Origin of the sequence: Pseudotabrizicola sp. (genome assembly GCF_030656345.1) — a bacterium.
Lineage (GTDB): Bacteria > Pseudomonadota > Alphaproteobacteria > Rhodobacterales > Rhodobacteraceae > Pseudotabrizicola.
Genome location: NZ_JAUSNR010000011.1, coordinates 106,516 through 125,705, shown reverse-complemented (window position 1 = coordinate 125,705; position 19,190 = coordinate 106,516). Strand labels below are relative to the sequence as shown.

Here is a 19,190-nt window from a genome sequence, read left to right as displayed (position 1 = left end):
GGCTTTAGCCGCGACAGCTTTTACAACCATTACAGCCACACCGCATCCCACAGCGGGTAATCACCGATCCGCTCCACCAGCCCCGCCCGCAATGGGTTAGCCACGATATAGCGCGCTACCGGCAACACATCCTCTTCTTTGCGTAGCGCATGGTCATGATAACCGTCCTGCCACAGTTGCCCCCTTCGACCAGCAAGCGAATTGATCTGCCGAGCGCTGCGGCCCTTCACTCGGCGCATCAACTCACTGAGTGAGCCGCGATGCAGTACCAGCAACCAATGCAGATGATCGGGCATCACAACCCAGGCCAGTGATTCAACCAGACCATCGAAATGAGCGGCTTTTAGCTCTGCAGCCAGCAGCCGGCCAAGCTGGAAATCCGCGAAGATCGGTTCGCGCTTCTCGACTGTCGCGGTCAGCAGGTAGATGCGCTGATCTTCGGAAAAACGCCCGATGCGCAGTTGCTTTGAATGGGGCATTCCGTTGCCTTCTGAAAGGTTTCGCTGTACAGGTTATAGCTGTTTAGTCAGCGCTATCGCCAGTCGCGGCTAAAGCCCCTCCCAAGGGTATGCAGCGATCTGTAGGAGGGCCTAGGCGGCACTCCGCTTTAGCCGCGACATCCAAGCAATCCATCGCACCATCCGGCAGCACAATAACCCCCTTACGCACCAGCACAGCACCTGCACAGAACCCCGCTTCGGCGGGGTTCTGCGTTTTTGCGCGGCGCGCAGTGCTAATTGTCCAGTTGGTCAGCTTTTTGCAATCCAACTGGCAGCTGTTTAACAACAACGTACCCACAGATATCGGAGTTCCACCGACCATGTTCGAGAAGAGCAAAAAACCACTGCTGCGCGCCCTCGTTGCCGCCCTTGGCTTTAGCGCCACATTGGGCGCTTCGGCCGCTGACCCATTGAAGGTTGGCTTCGTTTATATCGGCCCAATTGGTGACCACGGCTGGACCTACCAGCATGAGCAGGGCCGCCAAGCGGTGATCAAGCAGCTCGGCGACAAGGTCGAAACCAGCTACGTGGAAAACGTCCCGGAAGGTGCGGACGCCGAGCGAGTTATCCGCAACATGGCCAAGGGCGGTTACGACCTGATCTTTACCACCTCCTTCGGCTACATGAACCCAACGCTGAAAGTGGCCAAGCAGTTCCCTAAAGTCACCTTTGAGCACGCCACCGGCTACAAGCAGGACAAGAACCTCGGCACCTACCTGTCGCGCTCTTATGAAGGCCGTTACGTTGGCGGCTTCCTCGCAGCGAAGATGACCAAGACCAAGAAAGTCGGCTACGTCGCCTCCTTCCCTATCCCCGAAGTGCTCCGCGACATCAACGCCATCCAGCTGGCCCTGGACAAGTACAACCCTGGCACCGAAATCAAGGTGGTGTGGGTCAACTCCTGGTTTGATCCGGGCAAAGAATCCGATGCCGCTAACGCGCTGATCGACCAGGGTGTGGACGTGGTGTTCCAGCACACCGACAGCCCGGCACCGATCCAGACCGCCGAACGTCGCGGCGTGTATGCCGTGGGCTATGCCTCGGACATGGCGCACTTCGGGCCTAAGGCCGTGCTCACCTCGATCGTCAACGACTGGGGCCCGCACTACGTCAAATCCACCCAGGCAGTGATCGACGGAACCTGGAAATCCGAAGATTTCTGGGGCGGCCTGACCGAAGACACCATCCGCCTGCCGCTCAGCGATCTGGTGCCAGCGGAGGTCAAGGCCGAAGCTGAGCAGATCATCGCCGACATCAAGAGCGGCGCTTTGCACCCGTTCACCGGGCCGATCAAGGACCAGAGCGGCGTCGAGAAAATCCCGGCTGGTGTCACAGCGACCAACGCCGAACTGGCCTCGATGAACTACTACGTGGAAAACGTAAAGGCTGAACTGCCCAAGTAAGCGGCTGGCTAGCTTGTGTAGGAGGGGCTTTAGCCGCGAACTGTTTAATTGTCGCGGCTAAAACGGATCGCCGCCCGGCCCCTCCCACAATGACCGATGCCGTCCCTGCCGTCTGGCAGAACCGCATCAGAAGGACGATGCCCTAATCAGGTATCGTCCTTTTTCGCTGCCCTTAGTACGAGAAGACTCGCAGCATGCCCCCACCCGGAGCCTCTATGCACACATTGCCAATCATCGACATTGCCCCGCTCTACCGCGACGATCCATCCGCCTGGCCCGCCGTAGCCCAGCAGATTGACCGCGCCTGTCGCGAGTGGGGCTTTTCCTACATCACCGGCCACCCGATCAGCTCGGCGCGCATCACCGAACTGCTGAGCGCCGCCAAGACCTTCTTCGCCCTGCCGACCGAAGAAAAGCTCAAGATCGACATCACCCAGACCGCCCATCACCGTGGCTACGGCGCAATTGCCACCGAACAACTGGACCCTAGCAAACCCAGCGACCTCAAGGAAACCTTCGACATGGGTTTGCACATGGACCTCAATCATCCCGAGGTGCTGGCTGGCAAACCGCTGCGCGGGCCAAATCGCCACCCCGACCTGCCCGGCTGGGCAGCGTTGATGGAACAGCACTACGCCGACATGCAGGCGCTGGCGCAAACCCTGCTGCGCGCCATGACGATTGCCCTGGATATCGACCGCGACTTTTTCGACACGCGCTTTCATCAGCCGATCAGCGTGCTGCGCATGATCCACTACCCGCCGCGCCACACCGCCAGCAGCGCCGAACAGCAAGGCGCGGGTGAACACACCGATTACGGCTGCATCACCCTGCTCTATCAAGACGACGCCGGCGGTCTGCAGGTGCGTAACCGTGACGGTGAGTGGATCGACGCGCCGCCGATTGCCGGCAGTTTTGTGGTCAATATCGGCGACATGCTCGCGCGCTGGAGTAACGACCGCTACACCTCGACCCCGCACCGGGTGATCAGCCCGCTGGGGGTGGATCGCTACGCCATGCCGTTCTTCGCCGAACCGCACCCGGACACAGAGATCAGCTGCCTGCCCAACTGCTCGGATGCAGCCCATCCACCCAAGTACCCGTCCGTGACCAGCGCCGAGTACCTGCTCTCGCGTTTTGCTGATACCTATGCGTATCGGCGCGAAGAGCCAAGCCAAACCTAGACCGTAGGGTGGATCGGGGCGCGTAGCTGGCGCTTTTTCCATCCGCCCCCTGCGGCGTCACGCAGCCCGCTTGGTGGACATAAAAAGCGATGTCCACCCTACATAGCGCCCCCACGTCGTCAACAACCCGTACCGATTCAGCGAAATCCTGTCCTTACGGTTAAACTTTGTCGCAACCACGCCTGATAACGAGATCTGACCATGTACGACTGGCTCAATGCCCTGCCCAAGGCCGAACTGCACCTGCACCTGGAAGGCTCGCTGGAGCCCGAGCTGCTATTTGCCCTGGCCGAGCGCAACAAGATCGCCCTGCCCTGGAATGACGTCGAAGCGCTGCGCAGTGCTTATGCCTTCAACAACCTGCAGGAGTTCCTCGACCTGTATTACGCCGGGGCCGACGTGCTGCGCACCGAGCAGGATTTCTACGACCTGACCTGGGCCTACCTGCTCAAGTGCAAGGCGCAGAACGTCATCCACACCGAACCGTTCTTCGACCCGCAGACCCACACCGACCGCGGCATTCCCTTTGAAGTGGTGCTGCGCGGCATCAAACAGGCGCTGGTGGATGGCGAGAAACAACTGGGCATCAGCCACGGTTTAATCCTGAGCTTTCTGCGTCACCTGTCCGAAGAAGAAGCCTTCAAAACCTTTGAGCAGGCCATGCCGTTTCGCGATGCCTTTATCGCCGTCGGCCTGGACAGTTCGGAGATGGGCCACCCGCCGCGCAAGTTCCAGCGCGTGTTCGATAAAGCGCGCAGCGAAGGCCTGTTGACCGTGGCCCACGCCGGCGAAGAAGGCCCGCCCGAATACATCTGGGAAGCCCTGGACCTGCTGAAGATCAAGCGCATCGACCACGGCGTGCGCGCCATCGAAGACGAACGGCTGATGCAGCGCATCATCGACGAGCAGATCCCGCTGACCGTCTGCCCGCTGTCCAACACCAAGCTCTGTGTATTCGACGACATGCGCCAGCACAACATCCTGCAGATGCTCGAACGCGGGGTGAAAGTGACGGTGAACTCGGACGACCCGGCCTACTTCGGCGGCTACGTCACCGAGAACTTCGCCGCCCTGCACGAGAGTCTGGGCATGACAAAGGAGCAGGCCCAACGCCTGGCGCAGAACAGCCTGGATGCGCGGTTGGTCTGAGACTGAACGTCGCGGTTAAAGCCCCTCCCACATCCGCACATGTCCCGTGGGAGGGGCTTTAGCCGCGATTGGTTTTACGTCGCTTCTAAGGAGGAGGCGCAGCCCGCTAACGGGCCACACCCCGGCCGGATCAGAAGCTGAAATCGACCTTGGTCCACAGGGTACGACCTGGCTCGTTAAACGCCTGGGGGTCGTCCATGGAGAAACCGAAACCGGCATTACCCGCCAGATTCAGGTGTTCGCTGTAGGCCTTATCGAACAGGTTATCGACACCCGCGCTGAGCTTCATCTCGGGAGTCAGGCGATAAGCGGCATTGAGCGAGAACACGGCAAAACCACTGCTGTTGCCAAAGTCCTTACCCACCACGTTGCCCTTACCCTCATCCACCCGGTTCTGTGCTGCAACCACCCGCCACAAGGCACCGGCACTCCAGTCGCTCTGCTCATAGCCCAGGCCGAAGCGCGCCTCCAGCGGTGGCGTCTGTGCCAGCGGGCGGCCGTCCGAGCTGTTCTTGCCCCAGGCATACGCCAGGCTGGCATCGGTTTTCCAGTTACGGCTCAGGCGGTAACTGGCGCCCAACTCGCCCCCCATGATCCGCGCATCGATATTGCTCGCCTGCGAGCGGGTATGCCCCGGCATCATGCCTGGCCCATAGCTGAACTGAATGTAGTCACGCACCTGACCGAGGTAGGCCGACGCCCAGGCGTCCAGCTTGGCGCCACGGTAGTGCGCGCCGAAATCGAGCTGGGTGGTTTTTTCCGGATCGAGGCTTTCCATCGGCTGCACAAAACCGATGGGGCCGGGGCTGGCGGAGAACAACTCCCAGTAATCGGGGAAGCGCTGGGTATGCCCGAGGCCGGCATAGACAATCGCCGGCATGCCGACCAGGTCCCGCTCATAACGCAGAAAGCCGCTGGGCAGGGTAGCGCTGCGGGTTTCGTCGGCCGTCGGGTTGGCCCGCAGAGTCATGCCGCTGCCCAGGGTCTGGCGGTAATCCTTGACCGAGGCGCGGTCCAGCCGCGCACCGGCGATCCAGCGCTGGCGGCTGGCGACCTTCCAGGTCAGCTCGCCGAACAGGCCATAGTTATGAAACACCGCGTCCTTGTCCCAGGCGGCCTGATCGTAGTCGGTATAGGTGCGGCTCAGCATGTTGAAGCTGGACGCGCGCTTGCGGTGCTCGTTGGTTTGCCCGTCCACGCCGGCCTTGAGTTCAACCGCCTGCCAGTCCCAGGTGCCGACCAGCCGGCCACCCAGGGTTCGCCGGTCGACATTGCTGGCCAGCGGGTTGCGCATCGGCGCCATCACATCCAGTGGGTTAGGGCTGCGCAGGCTGAAGTTGTCCATCACGTGATCGGCATAGTTGTAGTAAACCTGCCCTTCCAGGGCACTGAACAGCTCGCCAATGTTGTCCTTCTTGAAGCGTAACCCCAGGCTCTCACGGAGGAACTGGCTGCCATCCATGCCACGCCCGGCGTAGCGCGCCTCGCCATCGCCACGGCCGGCACTGAGTTCGATCAAGGTGTCGTCATCCGGGGTCCAGCCGAGCAGCACATCGCTGTTCCATTTATCCCAGCGCGACGGCACGCTATCGCCGTTGCCGTCCTGGTAATCATCGGCCTGGGCCTTGTTCGCCAGCACACGCAGGTAACCCTGGCTGCCGCCGGCAGTGGCGTCGATGCGCCGGTCGAAACGGCCGTTGGATGCAGCCAGAATACTGCCATCAACCCGCCCGCCGAGCTCATTGAAAGGCGCAGTGTCGCGCTCGAAAAGTATCGTCGCCGCCGAAGCGCCCGGCCCCCAGAGCACGCTTTGCGGCCCCTTGATCACGGTCAGCTGATCGAAGTTTTCCGGTGACAGGTAAGAGGTCGGCGTATCCATGCGATTGGGGCAGGCACCGAGCATCTGGCCGCCGTCCATGAGAATGTTCAGGCGCGAGCCGAACATGCCGCGAAACAACGGATCGCCGTTGGCGCCGCCATTGCGAATCGCATTGAAGCCGGGAATGGTCTTCAGATAGTCCGCACCATCGGCGGCCGGCATCGGCTGGCGCGGTTGTTTCGGGTCGGTGATCACGGTCAGCGGTGCATGATGACTGGCCCCGGTAATGACCAGCGGCGCCAACTCGATGGCAATCTCATCGGCCAGCGCTAGAGAGCTGCAGAGCATGGTAGCGGTCAGGGCAACACACAGCGGCGTCAGACGAAAAGGTACAGGCAGACGCGAGGCGCCTGGAATACGGGCACAGGTAATGGCAGGCATATGATTTCCAAGATCGAGACAATCCGACGCACCGCCACAGTCGCCTTAAAGGCAGGGCTGGCGCGCGAGAGCAGCAAAAACGATCAGGAACGCACGGGTGGCGCGCGACTGCGCGAGCCAGGGAATATCGCCAATGCAGGGACGTGCTGCGGGGCGCGCAGGCGAAGCAGTTGTGCCGCGAACGCCAGCGGGCCAATCGGCATCAGCAGGGAACTGGTCAGCGCCGGGCTGCTGAACAGCAGGGTGCAATAACCGCACTTGGCCCACAGCGGATCATGCCCATGGCTGTCGCTGTTAGCCGGCGAATGGCTGGCCGGATGCTCGCTGCAACTCAGTTCCGCAAGCCAGGCTGGCTGGCTAGGCACCAGTAACTGCGAGAGCAGCGGCCCGACACAGAGCAACAGCATAGCCAGCAATGCCGGCATCAGCCCTCTGCGACGGTTAACCGGATGTGCTGATGCCTGCATCGATCAGTGCCCCTGAATCCTGCCGCGATTATTGCCAACCGCGGCGAGGCGCTCCTTGTCCCCGGTCAAGAGCACAAGCATCAGTGCTGATGAGTCGCGTCATGGCCAACTGGCTCAGCTGAGGCGGCGGGCGCCTCGGTCTGCACCGCGATTTCAACCTCAACCGCACCGGCCTTCTCGAAGGTCAGGGTCAGCGGGAAGCGCTCGCCGTCTTTGGCTTGTTGCTTCAGGTTGAACAGCATGACGTGGTAACCCATGGGCTCGAATTTCACCTCGCCGCCGGCGGGTATGACCACCGATTGCACATGCTGCATCTTCATCAGGCCATCGGCATGCACATGCTCGTGCAGCTCGGCCTTGCCGGCGTGCGGAGTGCTGGCGCCGAACAGACGATCCGCCTCGGCGCCCTTGTTGTGCACCACGAAATAAGCAGCCGCCGTGGGCGCTACTGCTGGCATTTCCCGCGACCAGGGGTGTTCGATATGCAGGTTTCCGGCGCTGTAGTCGTGGGCGCTGGCAAACAGACTCGGGCTCAGCAGTGCGGCGATCAGCAGGGTCTTTTTCAGCAACATGGTGTTCCTCCGGGGGTGGACTAAATGTCCAATAAACCTGTTGTAACGCAAAGTCTTGATGCGGGCCAAGCCTGAGCAGCTCAGACCGCTTAAGTGCGGCATATCCTCGAAACTCATACGCTGGATGGATGCACGCGCGGCCGTTTGCTGACTCGCACAGCGCGCCGCCCACGCAGACGCCGCCAGCCCATCACGGTGCCGCTCAGGCAAATCAGTAAACCGCCCAGGCTGGCCAGCCACATCCAGCCATCCCAGAGAGGCCGGTTTTGCAGCAGCGGCAACCAATCCCAACTGTGCAGCAGGGCAAACAACCAGCGCGAGGTGCGCTGTCCTTCATCCATGCGGCCGAGCAAAGCACCGGTGCGCGGGTCGAGGTGCAGCCAGGTATTGGCCGGATCATTGAAGCGCACCCGCAGGATTGGCAACGGCCGCTCCAGGTGCCCCGACATGCTGTGTTCGGCCCGTGCGTAGTAGTAAAAGTCGTAGGCCGTCAGGCGCTCGACAGTGGGTACATCCTCCGGCCGAATCGCCCGAGCTGCCCGCAATACGTCCGCTTCATCCAAACCCCACTGCGGTGTGGATGCATCCATGGCCAGCAGCGCGCTAGCGCCGCTGCCATCGAGCCCCAGCAAATAGCCACGACCGCCCAGCATGCGCCAATGCAGTTCATGCACCTGCAGTCCCATCGCGTTGAAACGCGGCAAGGCCTGTTCAGGCCCGAGAGAAAAGGCCTCGGCTTGCAACGCTCCGCCTTGGTAAGGCGCAACGTTCAAGGGGGCCGCGCTGTCCAGCAGCCGCCAGGGGTTCATCGACATCAAGCCGCTGAAAATCCAGGCCAGCGCCAACCCACCAAACAGCAAACCACCGATATGGTGCCAACGCGCCAGCCCCTTGTAAGGGCTGCGCGCGCCACTGCGATAAGGCGTGGCAAAGCGCCAACGCAGAATGCCAACCACCATGCCCAAGAGCGTCATCAGGGTGGCGGCCACGGACAGGTAGATCACCGCATCACTCCACCAGCGATCCAGCACACCGCCGCGCAGGGGGTAGAGCCAGTGCAGCCAGGCCCCCAGCCAGTTCCAGGTACGCTCAGTGAAAGTGGCATCGCGCACCACTTCGCCGCTACGCCCCGAGACATACAGCAGCGTGCCGTCATCCAGCCCCACACGATGCAGCGGCCGATCGCCGTCGAGGGCGCGCGAGTGCGTCCAGGCATCCTCCTGTATGGAGGCCTGGAAATGCACCGCGCGCTCACCGGCAAAGGGTCGAGCGGCGGCCACAGCCTCTGCTGAGGTCACCGAGTCAATACGCTTACCGCTACGCGCATCAACCGCCACTGCGCCCGTCGCAAACCGCACAACAAAGCGCGGCTCACCGGCCACCGTGGTCAACCGAATCGATGCCGGGGCGACTTTCTCCCCCGTGGCAGCCAGCACCTGCTCGAGCGGTACGCAACAACCCTCCAACGACAACGGGGGCAGATGGGCCAGGTGCTCGCGCTGGGTCAGCTTGGGATAGCCGACGTACATCATCACCAAACCAGACACGAACCAAAGCACCATCAGCAGGCAGAGGAAAATCCCCAGCCAGCGATGCCACAGGTAGAGATAGCGTTTCATCCGGCGACCTCTTAAAAGCGTGACTGCAAGGCCAACTCAAACGAACGCGGCGCGCCGAGGAACAGCATGTCGCTGCTGGCCCAGCTGGCGTATACCTCGTCGGTCAGGTTGCGCGCCCGCAAGGTCAGCAGGCTGTCGGCATCCAGGCGATAGCTGACAAATGCACCGAACAAGGTATAGGCCGGTGCCTTTAACTGGTTGGCCGCGTCGGCATACACCGAGGCCACGTGGCGGCTGTCTGCACCAACCTGCCAATGCGAGGCGAGATCGTAGGTCAGCCATAGGTTGGCAACCTGATCGGGTACGTTGCTCGGCGTGTTGCCCTGACGCGAGACCGACAGCCCGCCCACGCTTTCATTGAACTCATCGTATTGAGCATCGATCCACGCCAGATTGGCTTCTGCCAGCAGGCGCGGGGTGATGCGCAGCGCTGTTGCCAGCTCCACACCAAGCGTCGATTGCTTGCCCACTGGTAGCGTTTGCCCGGAGTTAGCGGGGTCACGTGTGGCCAGGTTTTCACGTTCGATCTTGTACGCAGCAACGGTGGTGGAGGCGCGCCCATCGAGGAAATCAAACTTGCTGCCGACCTCCAGCTGACGGCCCTTGGTCAGGTCAAAATCCTGCACCTGGCCGAGGGTCGCGGTGGTAAGGACTCCAGCAGGCGGATCGGCAGCGGTGCTGTATTGCACATACAGATTGGCAGCAGGACTCAAGGCATAGACCATACCGACACGGCCAGTGGTGGGCTCGTACTCACGGGCGAAAAACGCCGGGTTGGTCAGGCTGGCGGCCTGGTGATTGGTCACTTCCAGGTCGATGCGGTCATGCCGCAGGCCGCTGAGCAGGGACAGACGCTCAGTAAGCGCCAGACGGTTTTCGACAAACAACGCCCAGGTGTCGAGCTGGTTGGTGCGCTGGCGGGCGTAACCAGGAGTCATACCGGGCAGGTCGAAGAAATGCCCCGGCTCGAAGTGTTCAGCATCCACCACGCCGAAGGGACCGGCGACCGAGCGCGGATAGCGGGCTTGCACGTTATGGCTGTAATCCAGCCCGGCTGCCCACTCGCTCGACAGGCCAAACAGCCCGCCCTGATGACGCACTTCAAACCGGTTGCCGTTGAGTTCCTGATCATGCCGTTGCAACAGCGCGTTACTGCGCTGCACGGCGCTATTGCTGGCATCGGTGTAGGCGTAGGTCTCCAGGTTGCGGTAATCACGCTGCGCGTTGTAGTGATAGAGCGTATTACGCAGGCGGGTGGCGTCCGTCAGCTGATACTCGGTGATGGAACGCGCCCAGCGCACCCGCTGTTCATAGCGTCCGTCTGCAACGTTGTAGTTCTCGAAACGCCGACTCTCATCCACCTTCAGATCACCCGTGCGCCCCTTGAGCACCGGGCTGCCCCAATACGGGCTGTCGACCTGTTCTTCCTGATACTCAAACGCCAGGGTGTGCGACAGCTGCTCGTTGAAGTCCGTCAGCAGTGAGAATGCACTGGTCCAGGCTTCGCGCTGTTCGCGATCCACGTAGCCATTGCTGCTGGTGCGGCTGACATCCATGCGCAGGTGATTGGCCTCGCCCAGCGGCTGGTTGAAACCATAGGCCAGTTCGTTGGCATCAAACGAGCCGTAGCGGATGCGCCCTTCGCTAAACGCCTGATCGCGCGTGGCTAATTTAGTCAGGTAGTTGATCGAACCGCCGACAGCGCCCGAGCCATTGAGAAAGCTGGACGCCCCGCCGACCGCTTCAACCCGGTCATAAATCCAGCTGTCCACCGGACGCGCTGCAATGGCGTCGTACTGCACCGTGATGCCGTTAAACATCTGCGTGACCTGGCTGCCGGTAAAGCCACGCCATGACACGGCCCCGGCAAACCCAGGCGGCGCTGCAGCCACCACACCCGGCACACCGTTAAGCATCTGCTGGGTGTTATCGGCACCGCGACGTTCAATCTGCTCACGGTTGACCACGCTGACCGAAGCCGGCGTTTCCCGAGGCGTCAGGCCCAGACGTGATGCACTTTCAGCAGGGGTATCGAGTGACAGCTCCGACGCCAGCGCCGCACGGCCAAGGACTTCACTGTCGGGCAAAGTGACGGCCTGTTCAGCCCAGAGTGAAGGGGTTACAGCGCACAGAAAGGCGGCGCTCAAGGCGCGCGAGGACGGCATAGACATAGCGTGTTGTTTTCCTGAAAACACAAGCAAGCGCACGCGGCATGGCATCGCCACATGCAAACAATGGGAGCGCCCCAAAGGCGCCATGCATCAGGAAAGTGGAGAAGCGCGGGGGTTGGCCGAAGGCCAGAGGTAGCGGACGGGACGCGGGGTGAAGAAGAACGTCAGCAGGGGCGCGCGGCTAGGCGCCAGCAAGCCCAACAGACCGAAGAACGCCGCGAGAATGATCGCGCTGAAGGTGGAACTCAGCGAGCAGCCGGAGCCAGTCGCAGGATTGGGCGCCACCACACCGGAGCCTTCCAGGTCGGCACCGGCACCAAAATTACCGTCGAAGGAGCAGTACTGGCTGCCCAGCCCACTGAGTTGCAAACCGGCCATTTGCCCATGACTGATGCTGCAGCCGAACGCACTGAACAGAACGCTGAAATACAGCATCCAGGCAATCAGCGAGCGGTCGGTGCGGGTCAGTTTCATGGGGCGCGACTCTAGCATTGCTCATGCGCGTGATTCGCGCTGCGCGGCTGCGGTTGATTGCCGCAGTTGGCTGGCCACAATACTAATGCGGCCAAGGCGCATAAGCCAACAACTCGGCGCAACGCGCCTGGACAAACTCACGCAATAACAGCACGGGCTTACTCAGCTGCGCGCGGTGCGCGCAGATCAGGTTAAGCGGTGCCGACTCGCCACGCAGTTCGGGCAGCAGCACCTTGAGTCGCCCGGCCCGCACATCAGCGGCCACATCCAGCCAGGATTTATAGACCAGCCCCGCGCCACCCACCGCCCAACGCCGCACTGCATCCGCATCGTCACTGACCCGGTCACCCTTGACGCAAATACTCTGCTCACGCCGACCATCGCTGAAGTGCCAGCGGTCATGCACCCGCCCGCCAAGCATATAAAGCAGGCAATTGTGCTCGGCCAGGGCCGACATGCAATCAGGCAAGCCGTGCCGCTGCAGGTACTGCGGCGCAGCGCATAACACCCGCCGGTTCAATGCGGCCACCGGCAGGGCTACCAGGCTGGAATCCTCTGGTGCGCCATAACGCAGGGCGATGTCTACAGGGTCGCGAAACAGGTCAGCCACCCGGTCGCCGAGCAGTAACCGTAACTGCAGCTGCGGATGCGCCTGCTGAAATTCATCCAGCCAGGGCAACAGGGTATTGCGGCCGAAATCCGAGGGCGCGGACAACTGCAGCGGGCCGCGGATGCCAACCTTGCTGCCCGCCAATTGCTGGCGCCCATCGTCCAGACTCTGCAACGCCAGGCGCGCATGGCCGAGAAACAACTCACCCTCAGGCGTCAGGCGCAGGCTGCGGGTGGAGCGGTTAAACAGGCGCACTTGCAGTTGCTGCTCCAGGCGTTTAAGCCCGGCACTGGCCACCGCCGGAGAAATATCCAGGCGCCGCGCCGCCGCAGAGAGACCGCCCAGCTCGGCGGTACACACAAACAGCTGAAGATCATCAAAACGCAGCATGGCGATTTATTATCAAAATAATATTGAAAGAGACTCTATTCGCAGCCTGTTTTTCTCGTCAATCAAATAACCGAGCATGACCGCCTATTTAACCGGAGCCCACGCATGTCGAGCCCACTGACCCTGATCGCGACCCTCACCACCCTCCCCGGCCAGGCAGATGCCGTCGAGGCCGGCCTGCGCTTGCTGGTACCAGCAAGCCAGGCAGAAACCGGTTGCCTGCAATACAACCTGCACCGCCATCAGCAGCAGCCCAACATTTTCATCATGGTCGAGCAATGGCAGGACGCCGCCGCCCTCAGCGCGCACCAGCAGACCGCGCATTTTCTGCACTTTGGACAGACTTGCGGCAGCTTGCTGGCACAGGTCGATCATCAACTCATGCAACGCATTGCCTAAGGAGCCGCCCGTATGAAGGCCGTCGCTTATTACCAGTCCCTACCCATCGAGCACACAGACGCCCTGCTGGATGTCGAATTACCGGCACCCATGCCCGGCCCGCGCGACTTACTGGTCGAGGTCAAGGCTATTGCGGTCAACCCGGTGGACACCAAAATCCGCCGCAACGTGGCACCCGAAGGCGGTGCAGCCAAGGTTCTCGGCTGGGATGCCAGCGGCATCGTCAAAGCCGTGGGCAGTGATGTCAGCCTGTTCCAGCCGGGAGATCGGGTGTATTACGCCGGGGCAATCAACCGCGCGGGCACCAACAGTGAACTGCATGTGGTCGATGAGCGCATCGTCGGGCCTATGCCGCAGACGTTGACCTTTGCCGAAGCTGCCGCCATGCCCCTGACGGCAATCACCGCCTGGGAGTTGCTATTCGAGCGCCTGCAAATCAGCCAGGGCAGTGAAGACCAGAACCAGAGCCTGCTGATTGTCGGCGCGGCTGGCGGCGTTGGTTCGATGCTGGTGCAGTTGGCCCGCCAACTCACCGGCCTGACCGTGATTGGCACAGCGTCGCGGCCCGAGACCCAGGCCTGGGTGCGCGAGCTGGGCGCACACCATGTAATCGACCATCGCCAACCGCTGAGCGAAGAGCTCAAGCGTATCGGCATCGGCCAGGTCACCCATGTCGCCAGCCTGACCCAGACCGATCAACACTTCGCACAACTGGTCGAAGCCCTCGCCCCACAAGGCCGCCTGGCACTGATCGACGACCCGGAGCAGGCGCTGGACATCATGCAGCTCAAGCGTAAAAGCCTATCGCTGCACTGGGAGCTGATGTTCACCCGCTCACTGTTCGAGACCGCAGACATGATCGAGCAGCATCGACTGCTCAAGCGCGTTGCCGAACTGGTCGATGCCGGCACCCTGAAAACCACCCTCGGCGAGCACTTCGGCAGCATCAATGCCGCCAACCTGCGCCGCGCCCATGGCCTACTGCAAAGCGGCACAGCCAGGGGCAAAATAGTCCTCGAAGGCTTCTAAGAAAAGGCCATGCCCCTGTAACGTGCTGGGTTCAGGCGTCGGCGCTTAAGTGTGAAGGGGCTTGGTCTTGCAGGGTGCGCCGCCAGTTGTTGATTCTGGGTGCGCATGGCGCACCCTACGTGGAGCCTGGCTACGGGTGCGACGCGTAGTCTGAGGCGTCTGAGGCGTCTGAGGAACGAAGCGGCCAAGCCCAACGGACATGCAATCACCCGCAGGGCTTCGCTGCCCGCGCCAACCCACCGATTGCATGCAACGCCTCACGGCTACATAGACCAGGAAAAAACCGGCTCGCAATCATCGCGAGTCAGGTAGTTTTTTACCCACATCCTCCTCATGGCTGGCTAAACTCTATGCATCACCTCCTGCTGTGTTGCTGGCAACAGCACTTTCAACTTTAGACCTGGCTAACCATTGGCGGTAAGGGATGCGACCCGATTATCAAGGCCCACTACGCCTAGCTGGCATCTACCTCTTGTTCAGTGCCCTGTGGATTTTGGGCAGTGACTACCTGCTGCATCTACTGGTCAGAGACAGTGAACTGACAGCCGAACTGCAAACAGCTAAAGGCCTGTTGTTTATCCTGCTCAGCACCGCGCTGATTTTTTTTGTCAGCCGCCGTGACCGGCACACCCTGCGCGAGCTGTTCAACGCCCTGACGCGCAACAGCCGCCTGCTGCAACAAACCCAGCGCACCGCCGCCCTCGGTAGCTGGGAATATGACGGGCGTCTGCACTGGACGCCTGAAGCCCTGCAACTGCTCAAGCGCGACCCGGGCAGTGAATACAGCAGCGCCGAGCAATTGCTCAGCTGGCTCTACCCTGCCGAGCGGCCGGCGGTGCAGCGAGCACTGCGGGCTCTGTTTGAGCAACACACGCCTATGGCGATCACTGCACGCCTGCATCAACCGCAGCAGCATCAGACCACCTGGCTGATGCTGCGAGGCGAGGTGGATAGTAATCATCAGGTTCTCGGCACCGTGCAGGACATCAGCAGCCAGAAGCGCGACGAAAACGCCCTGCGCGAAAGCGAGCAGCGCTTCCGCCAACTGTTCGAGCAAGTCCCGCGGATTGCCGTGCAGGGTTACGACCGCGAACGCCGGGTGATTTATTGGAACCAGGCAAGCACCCAGCTCTATGGCTATAGCCTGCAGGAAGCCATGGGCCGACACCTGGAAGAGCTGATCATCCCGCCCCCCGCACGCAACCAGGTCATCAGCGCAATCAATCACTGGCTACTCGGCGGCCCGCCAATAGCTGCCGCAGAGCTGCAATTGCAGCGCAAGGATGGCAGCAAGGTATGGGTCTATTCCAGCCATTCGATGCTGCGCAATAACCGTGGTCAGATGGAGCTGTACTGCATCGACATCGACCTCAGCGAACAGAAGCAAATCCACCTGGAGCTGCAAGCCAGCGAGGCGCGTTATCGCGAACTGGTCGAGCGTCTGAGCGATGTGATCGTGCAGACGGACATCAGCGGGCACCTGGTTTTCCTCAACCCGGCCTGGGAAAAAATCAGCGGCTATGCCAGCTACGAGTGCCTCGGCCGTCCACTCGCGCAATTTCTCGAAAGCGCCGACGCCGCACGTTTCAACCGGCAGATCAGCGCCCTCGACACTGGCCAGCAAACCAGCCTGCGTGGCGAATTTCGCCTACTCACCCGCCAGGGCCAACTGCGCTGGGTAGACATCGAGTTGAGCGCCAGCCCGTCAGGCGACATGCTCAGCGGCAGCCTGCACGACATCCACGAGCGCCATCAGCGCCAGCAACTGCAACACGCACGCAATGCGGTGCTCGATGAGCTGCTGGCCCAGCGCCCCCTGGCGCACATCCTCGACGGCATCAGCCGACGGCTGCAGGATCTCAATCCGCACATGCTGGTGTCGATCATGCTGCTGGACGAGCAGCAATGCCTGCACTTGATAGCCGCGCCTGATTTACCTGAGCCTTATCGACAGGCCATCGACGGCCTGCAGGCGAAGCTCGAACTCGGGTCCTGCGGACACTGCGCGTGCAGCGGCGAACTGGTGATCGCCGAGAACCTCGCGACTCACCCCTACTGGCAGGCGTTTCGCGCCCAGACCCAGGCAGCCAACCTGCATGCCTGCTGGTCACTGCCGTTCAAGGACGATAACGCCCGAGTGCTCGGTACCTTCGGCATCTACTACCACCAGCCCAGGCGGCCCAGCCAGGCCGAAATAGCGCTGGTAACCGAGTTCACCCGCCTGGCCAGTCTGGCCGTGCAACAACTGCGACGATGAACGGTAGATCCCCCGGCAAAACAGACGCAGGACAGTTGATCCATATCAGCAAAAGCCGAGGCACAGCGACTAGACTGATCCGCCTACCCAGCGGAGGTGTCGCTCATGAACATCAGCATTCAGCCACTGAAAAAAGCCGAAGGTATGTGCTGGCAAGTACGTTTTGCAGGCCATAGCGTGACCTTCCGCAGCGAAGCCGAAGCCCGACAATTCGTTGCCACCCTCGAAGCGCGCCTGCAGGCCCCTCATCAATGGCCGAAGCAGAGCCAGCGCGCAGTCAGCTGAGCAACACAGCCAGCAGGCTTACAGAGCCAGGATGCACTGCCTGAGGTGAGCCCGCAGACTACTCCGGCCGGGCGATGTCCTTGGCCTCAAGGGTGGCGATGTGCGTGCCGTATACATCCGCGCAGGGATCGCGCGGGCAGGTTGGGCCCGGCGGCGAAGGTGCGACCCGGCTCACCACCCCGGATGCCCGCTCCGCCGCTCGGCCCAATGCGTCAAGCGCGAACAGAGCACGGCCAATGCTGCGCAGCCGCAGATCACCAGCGCCATGGGCCAGGCACTGCCGTCATGCAACGCACCCACCAGCGCCGCCGCACTGGCGGCGATGCTGAACTGTAAAAAACCGAGCAATGCAGACGCACTGCCGGCATGCGTGCCTTGCCCGGCCATGGCGCAGGCTGAAGCATTGGGCAGAAGAATCCCGAGGCAGGCGATGCAGCCGAACAAGGGGATCATGAGCGGCCACAGCGCCGCAGGGTGTGAAGCCGCTACCGCCAGCAATAGCAGCGCGCAAGCCAGGTAAAACCATACCGTGCAGCGCAGCCAGTAGCCCGGCCCATGCCGCGCCACCAACCAGGCATTGAGCTGCGCCACCAGGATAAAACCCAGGGCATTGCTGCCGAACAGCCAGCCGTAATGCTCCGCCGGCACGCCGTATAACTCGATGAAGACGAAAGGCGAACCGGCGATGTAGGCGAACATCCCGGCAATCGACAAGCCACCCGTCAGTGCATGACCGAGAAACGGCCAGTCACCGAGTAATCGTCGGTATTCGCCCAGGGCACCGCGTAAGGGCGCCCTGGCCGCATCGGTTGCCAGGGTTTCCGGCAGCCACAGCGCCACGCCGAGCCAACTGAGCACACTGAAGGCGAACAGACAGATGAAGATCGACTGCCAACCGAACCAACCCAAAAGCACGCCACCGGCCAACGGCGCGAGGATCGGCGCCAGGCCCATGACCAGCATCAGCTGGGAAAACACCTTGGCCGAGGTGATCGGATCGCACAAATCGCGCACCACGGCGCGGGTCACCACCATGCCGGCGCAGCCACCGAGAGCCTGGACGAAACGCGCAGCAATCAGCCACTCCAGGCTCGGCGCCAGCGCACAGGCCAGCGAGGCCAGGCTGAACAACAGCACCCCGGCGAGCAGCGGCTTGCGCCGGCCGAAGCGATCGGCCAAGGGGCCGTAGATCAGTTGCCCCAGCGCCAAACCAATGAAGTAGGCGGCCAGCGTTAACTGCACATGCTCGACGTCGGTGGTGAAGACCCGCGCCAGGGTCGGGAAACTCGGCAGATAGAAGTCAATGGCCAGGGGGCCAAACGCGCTCAAGGCGCCGAGGATCAGCAAAAGGCGAAGCGGCATTGGTATCCCGTTCAAATGAGGTAAATGTTGGCTATGTAGCCGCTATGCATAGCCTTCGTTTTACTATTGCATGCGTGGGAGCAACTGCACCAAGCAACGCCCATGCACTTTTGCTCAACCCGCCACCACGGCTCCAGCAGCAGGAAGAACATCGGGACCAGGACCAGCGCCAGCGCCAGCGCCAGCGCCGCGAGCCTGCGCACAGACACAGATATAGGGCAGGATGCGCAACGCGTGAAAGCGACAATGCTAGTTACATACACCTGTGTCTGTAAATAGGTAATCATGCTTAAATCGCTAGATTGCAGTTGCCCAAAATAAGAACCTGGAAGGAAACACCCTTACCGCCATGCGCCGAACCAAAGAACAAGCCGAACTAACCCGCAACGCCATCCTGATGGCTGCAGAGGAATTGTTTCTGGAAAAAGGGGTGGCCCACACCAGCCTGGAACATATCGCGCGGCACGCCGGGGTCACCCGTGGCGCGGTGTATTGGCACTTCGAGAATAAAGCCCACCTGTTTCACGAAATGCTCAACCAGGTGCGCCTGCCACCCGAACAAATGGCCATGCGCCTGAGCGCCTGCGCCGAGCGCGACCCCTTGCTGGCACTGCGCGACCTGTGTGTCGAGGCCATCGAAAACCTCGCCCACGATGAGCAGAAGCGGCGGATTTTCACCATCCTCCTGCGCCGCTGTGAATTCACCGACGAACTGCGTGAAGCAGAGCAGCGTCACGCGGCCTTTATTGGTCAATTCATCAGCCTGTGCGAACAGCAGTTCGACAACCCCTGCGTCAGGCCGCGCCTGCAACCGGGCATGAGCCCACGTTTAGCCGCCCGCATCCTGCACGCGATGATTATCGGCCTGCTCAACGACTGGTTACGCGACCCAACCCTGTTCGACCCATTGAACGACACCGCGCCCATGATCGACGCCTGCTTTCGTGGCCTGGTGCAGGATTGGCAACAAGGATAAATACCGTGGATGACACCTTGTTCATCCGCCACCGCGATTGGTGGATGGGTGAGGCGTCATCCACCCTGCCCGGCTAAGCCGAG

General features: G+C 61.6%; 17 protein-coding genes. 8 read left to right on the top strand and 9 right to left on the bottom strand.

The genetic code is table 11. The features are described from left to right. Positions 1 to 29: 29 nt before the first annotated feature. Entirely contained in the window at positions 30 to 479 is a 450-nt protein-coding gene (locus Q7J44_RS06775; protein ID WP_304878279.1) for a transposase, read from the bottom strand. Between the two features lie 341 nt (positions 480 to 820). Here Q7J44_RS06775 and Q7J44_RS06770 point away from each other — a divergent pair, with 341 nt between their 5' ends. The 3 genes from Q7J44_RS06770 to Q7J44_RS06760 all read left to right on the top strand — a co-directional run bounded on the left by Q7J44_RS06770 (position 821) and on the right by Q7J44_RS06760 (position 4,236). Then, positions 821 to 1,903 (top strand): BMP family ABC transporter substrate-binding protein, encoded by a 1,083-nt coding sequence (locus Q7J44_RS06770; RefSeq protein WP_304878278.1) that lies wholly within the window; start codon positions 821 to 823, stop codon positions 1,901 to 1,903. Between the two features lie 224 nt (positions 1,904 to 2,127). Beyond that, the gene (locus tag Q7J44_RS06765; RefSeq protein ID WP_304878276.1) at positions 2,128 to 3,087 is read left to right on the top strand and encodes a 2-oxoglutarate and iron-dependent oxygenase domain-containing protein; all 960 of its coding nucleotides are present in this window, start codon (positions 2,128 to 2,130) and stop codon (positions 3,085 to 3,087) included. Positions 3,088 to 3,288: 201 nt separating this feature from the next. Beyond that, positions 3,289 to 4,236: an adenosine deaminase gene (locus Q7J44_RS06760; RefSeq protein WP_304878274.1), complete on the top strand. Its 948-nt coding sequence runs from the start codon at positions 3,289 to 3,291 to the stop codon at positions 4,234 to 4,236. Between the two features lie 130 nt (positions 4,237 to 4,366). On the opposite strand, the gene Q7J44_RS06755 is transcribed toward Q7J44_RS06760, so the two are convergent. The 7 genes from Q7J44_RS06755 to Q7J44_RS06725 form a co-directional block, all read right to left on the bottom strand. Continuing rightward, positions 4,367 to 6,496 carry a TonB-dependent copper receptor gene (locus Q7J44_RS06755; protein ID WP_304878272.1) on the bottom strand — a complete coding sequence of 710 codons (2,130 nt, stop codon included), beginning with the start codon at positions 6,494 to 6,496 and terminating at the stop codon, positions 4,367 to 4,369. Between the two features lie 83 nt (positions 6,497 to 6,579). Continuing rightward, complete coding sequence (locus Q7J44_RS06750; protein WP_304878270.1) at positions 6,580 to 6,921, bottom strand: DUF2946 domain-containing protein; 342 nt, start codon at positions 6,919 to 6,921, stop codon at positions 6,580 to 6,582. Between the two features lie 122 nt (positions 6,922 to 7,043). After that, a complete protein-coding gene (locus Q7J44_RS06745) occupies positions 7,044 to 7,535 on the bottom strand; it encodes a copper chaperone PCu(A)C (protein ID WP_304878268.1) in 492 nt (163 codons plus the stop codon). 113 nt (positions 7,536 to 7,648) lie between these two features. Beyond that, a complete protein-coding gene (locus Q7J44_RS06740; protein ID WP_304878266.1) occupies positions 7,649 to 9,154 on the bottom strand; it encodes a PepSY domain-containing protein in 1,506 nt (501 codons plus the stop codon). A gap of 11 nt (positions 9,155 to 9,165) precedes the next feature. After that, positions 9,166 to 11,325 carry a TonB-dependent siderophore receptor gene (locus tag Q7J44_RS06735; protein ID WP_304878264.1) on the bottom strand — a complete coding sequence of 720 codons (2,160 nt, stop codon included), beginning with the start codon at positions 11,323 to 11,325 and terminating at the stop codon, positions 9,166 to 9,168. Positions 11,326 to 11,415: 90 nt separating this feature from the next. Next, positions 11,416 to 11,799: a DUF2946 domain-containing protein gene (locus tag Q7J44_RS06730; protein ID WP_304878262.1), complete on the bottom strand. Its 384-nt coding sequence runs from the start codon at positions 11,797 to 11,799 to the stop codon at positions 11,416 to 11,418. 82 nt (positions 11,800 to 11,881) lie between these two features. Then, positions 11,882 to 12,799 carry a LysR family transcriptional regulator gene (locus tag Q7J44_RS06725; RefSeq protein WP_304878260.1) on the bottom strand — a complete coding sequence of 306 codons (918 nt, stop codon included), beginning with the start codon at positions 12,797 to 12,799 and terminating at the stop codon, positions 11,882 to 11,884. A 105-nt stretch (positions 12,800 to 12,904) separates the two neighbouring features. Here Q7J44_RS06725 and Q7J44_RS06720 point away from each other — a divergent pair, with 105 nt between their 5' ends. From Q7J44_RS06720 to Q7J44_RS06705, 4 genes are all read left to right on the top strand, one after another. Continuing rightward, a complete protein-coding gene (locus tag Q7J44_RS06720; RefSeq protein WP_304878258.1) occupies positions 12,905 to 13,198 on the top strand; it encodes a putative quinol monooxygenase in 294 nt (97 codons plus the stop codon). Positions 13,199 to 13,210: 12 nt separating this feature from the next. Beyond that, positions 13,211 to 14,227, top strand: a complete 1,017-nt coding sequence (locus Q7J44_RS06715) for a zinc-binding alcohol dehydrogenase family protein (protein ID WP_304878257.1) — start codon at positions 13,211 to 13,213, stop codon at positions 14,225 to 14,227. Between the two features lie 472 nt (positions 14,228 to 14,699). Next, positions 14,700 to 16,484, top strand: coding sequence for a bifunctional diguanylate cyclase/phosphodiesterase (locus Q7J44_RS06710; RefSeq protein WP_304878256.1), 1,785 nt, complete (start codon positions 14,700 to 14,702; stop codon positions 16,482 to 16,484). 105 nt (positions 16,485 to 16,589) lie between these two features. Further along, positions 16,590 to 16,769, top strand: a complete 180-nt coding sequence (locus Q7J44_RS06705; RefSeq protein WP_304878255.1) for a hypothetical protein — start codon at positions 16,590 to 16,592, stop codon at positions 16,767 to 16,769. A gap of 171 nt (positions 16,770 to 16,940) precedes the next feature. On the opposite strand, the gene Q7J44_RS06700 is transcribed toward Q7J44_RS06705, so the two are convergent. Then, the gene (locus tag Q7J44_RS06700; protein ID WP_304878254.1) at positions 16,941 to 18,131 is read right to left on the bottom strand and encodes a Bcr/CflA family multidrug efflux MFS transporter; all 1,191 of its coding nucleotides are present in this window, start codon (positions 18,129 to 18,131) and stop codon (positions 16,941 to 16,943) included. A gap of 349 nt (positions 18,132 to 18,480) precedes the next feature. On the opposite strand from Q7J44_RS06700, the gene Q7J44_RS06695 reads away from it, so the two are divergent. Then, a complete protein-coding gene (locus Q7J44_RS06695; protein WP_304878252.1) occupies positions 18,481 to 19,107 on the top strand; it encodes a TetR family transcriptional regulator in 627 nt (208 codons plus the stop codon). Positions 19,108 to 19,190 lie beyond the last annotated feature (83 nt).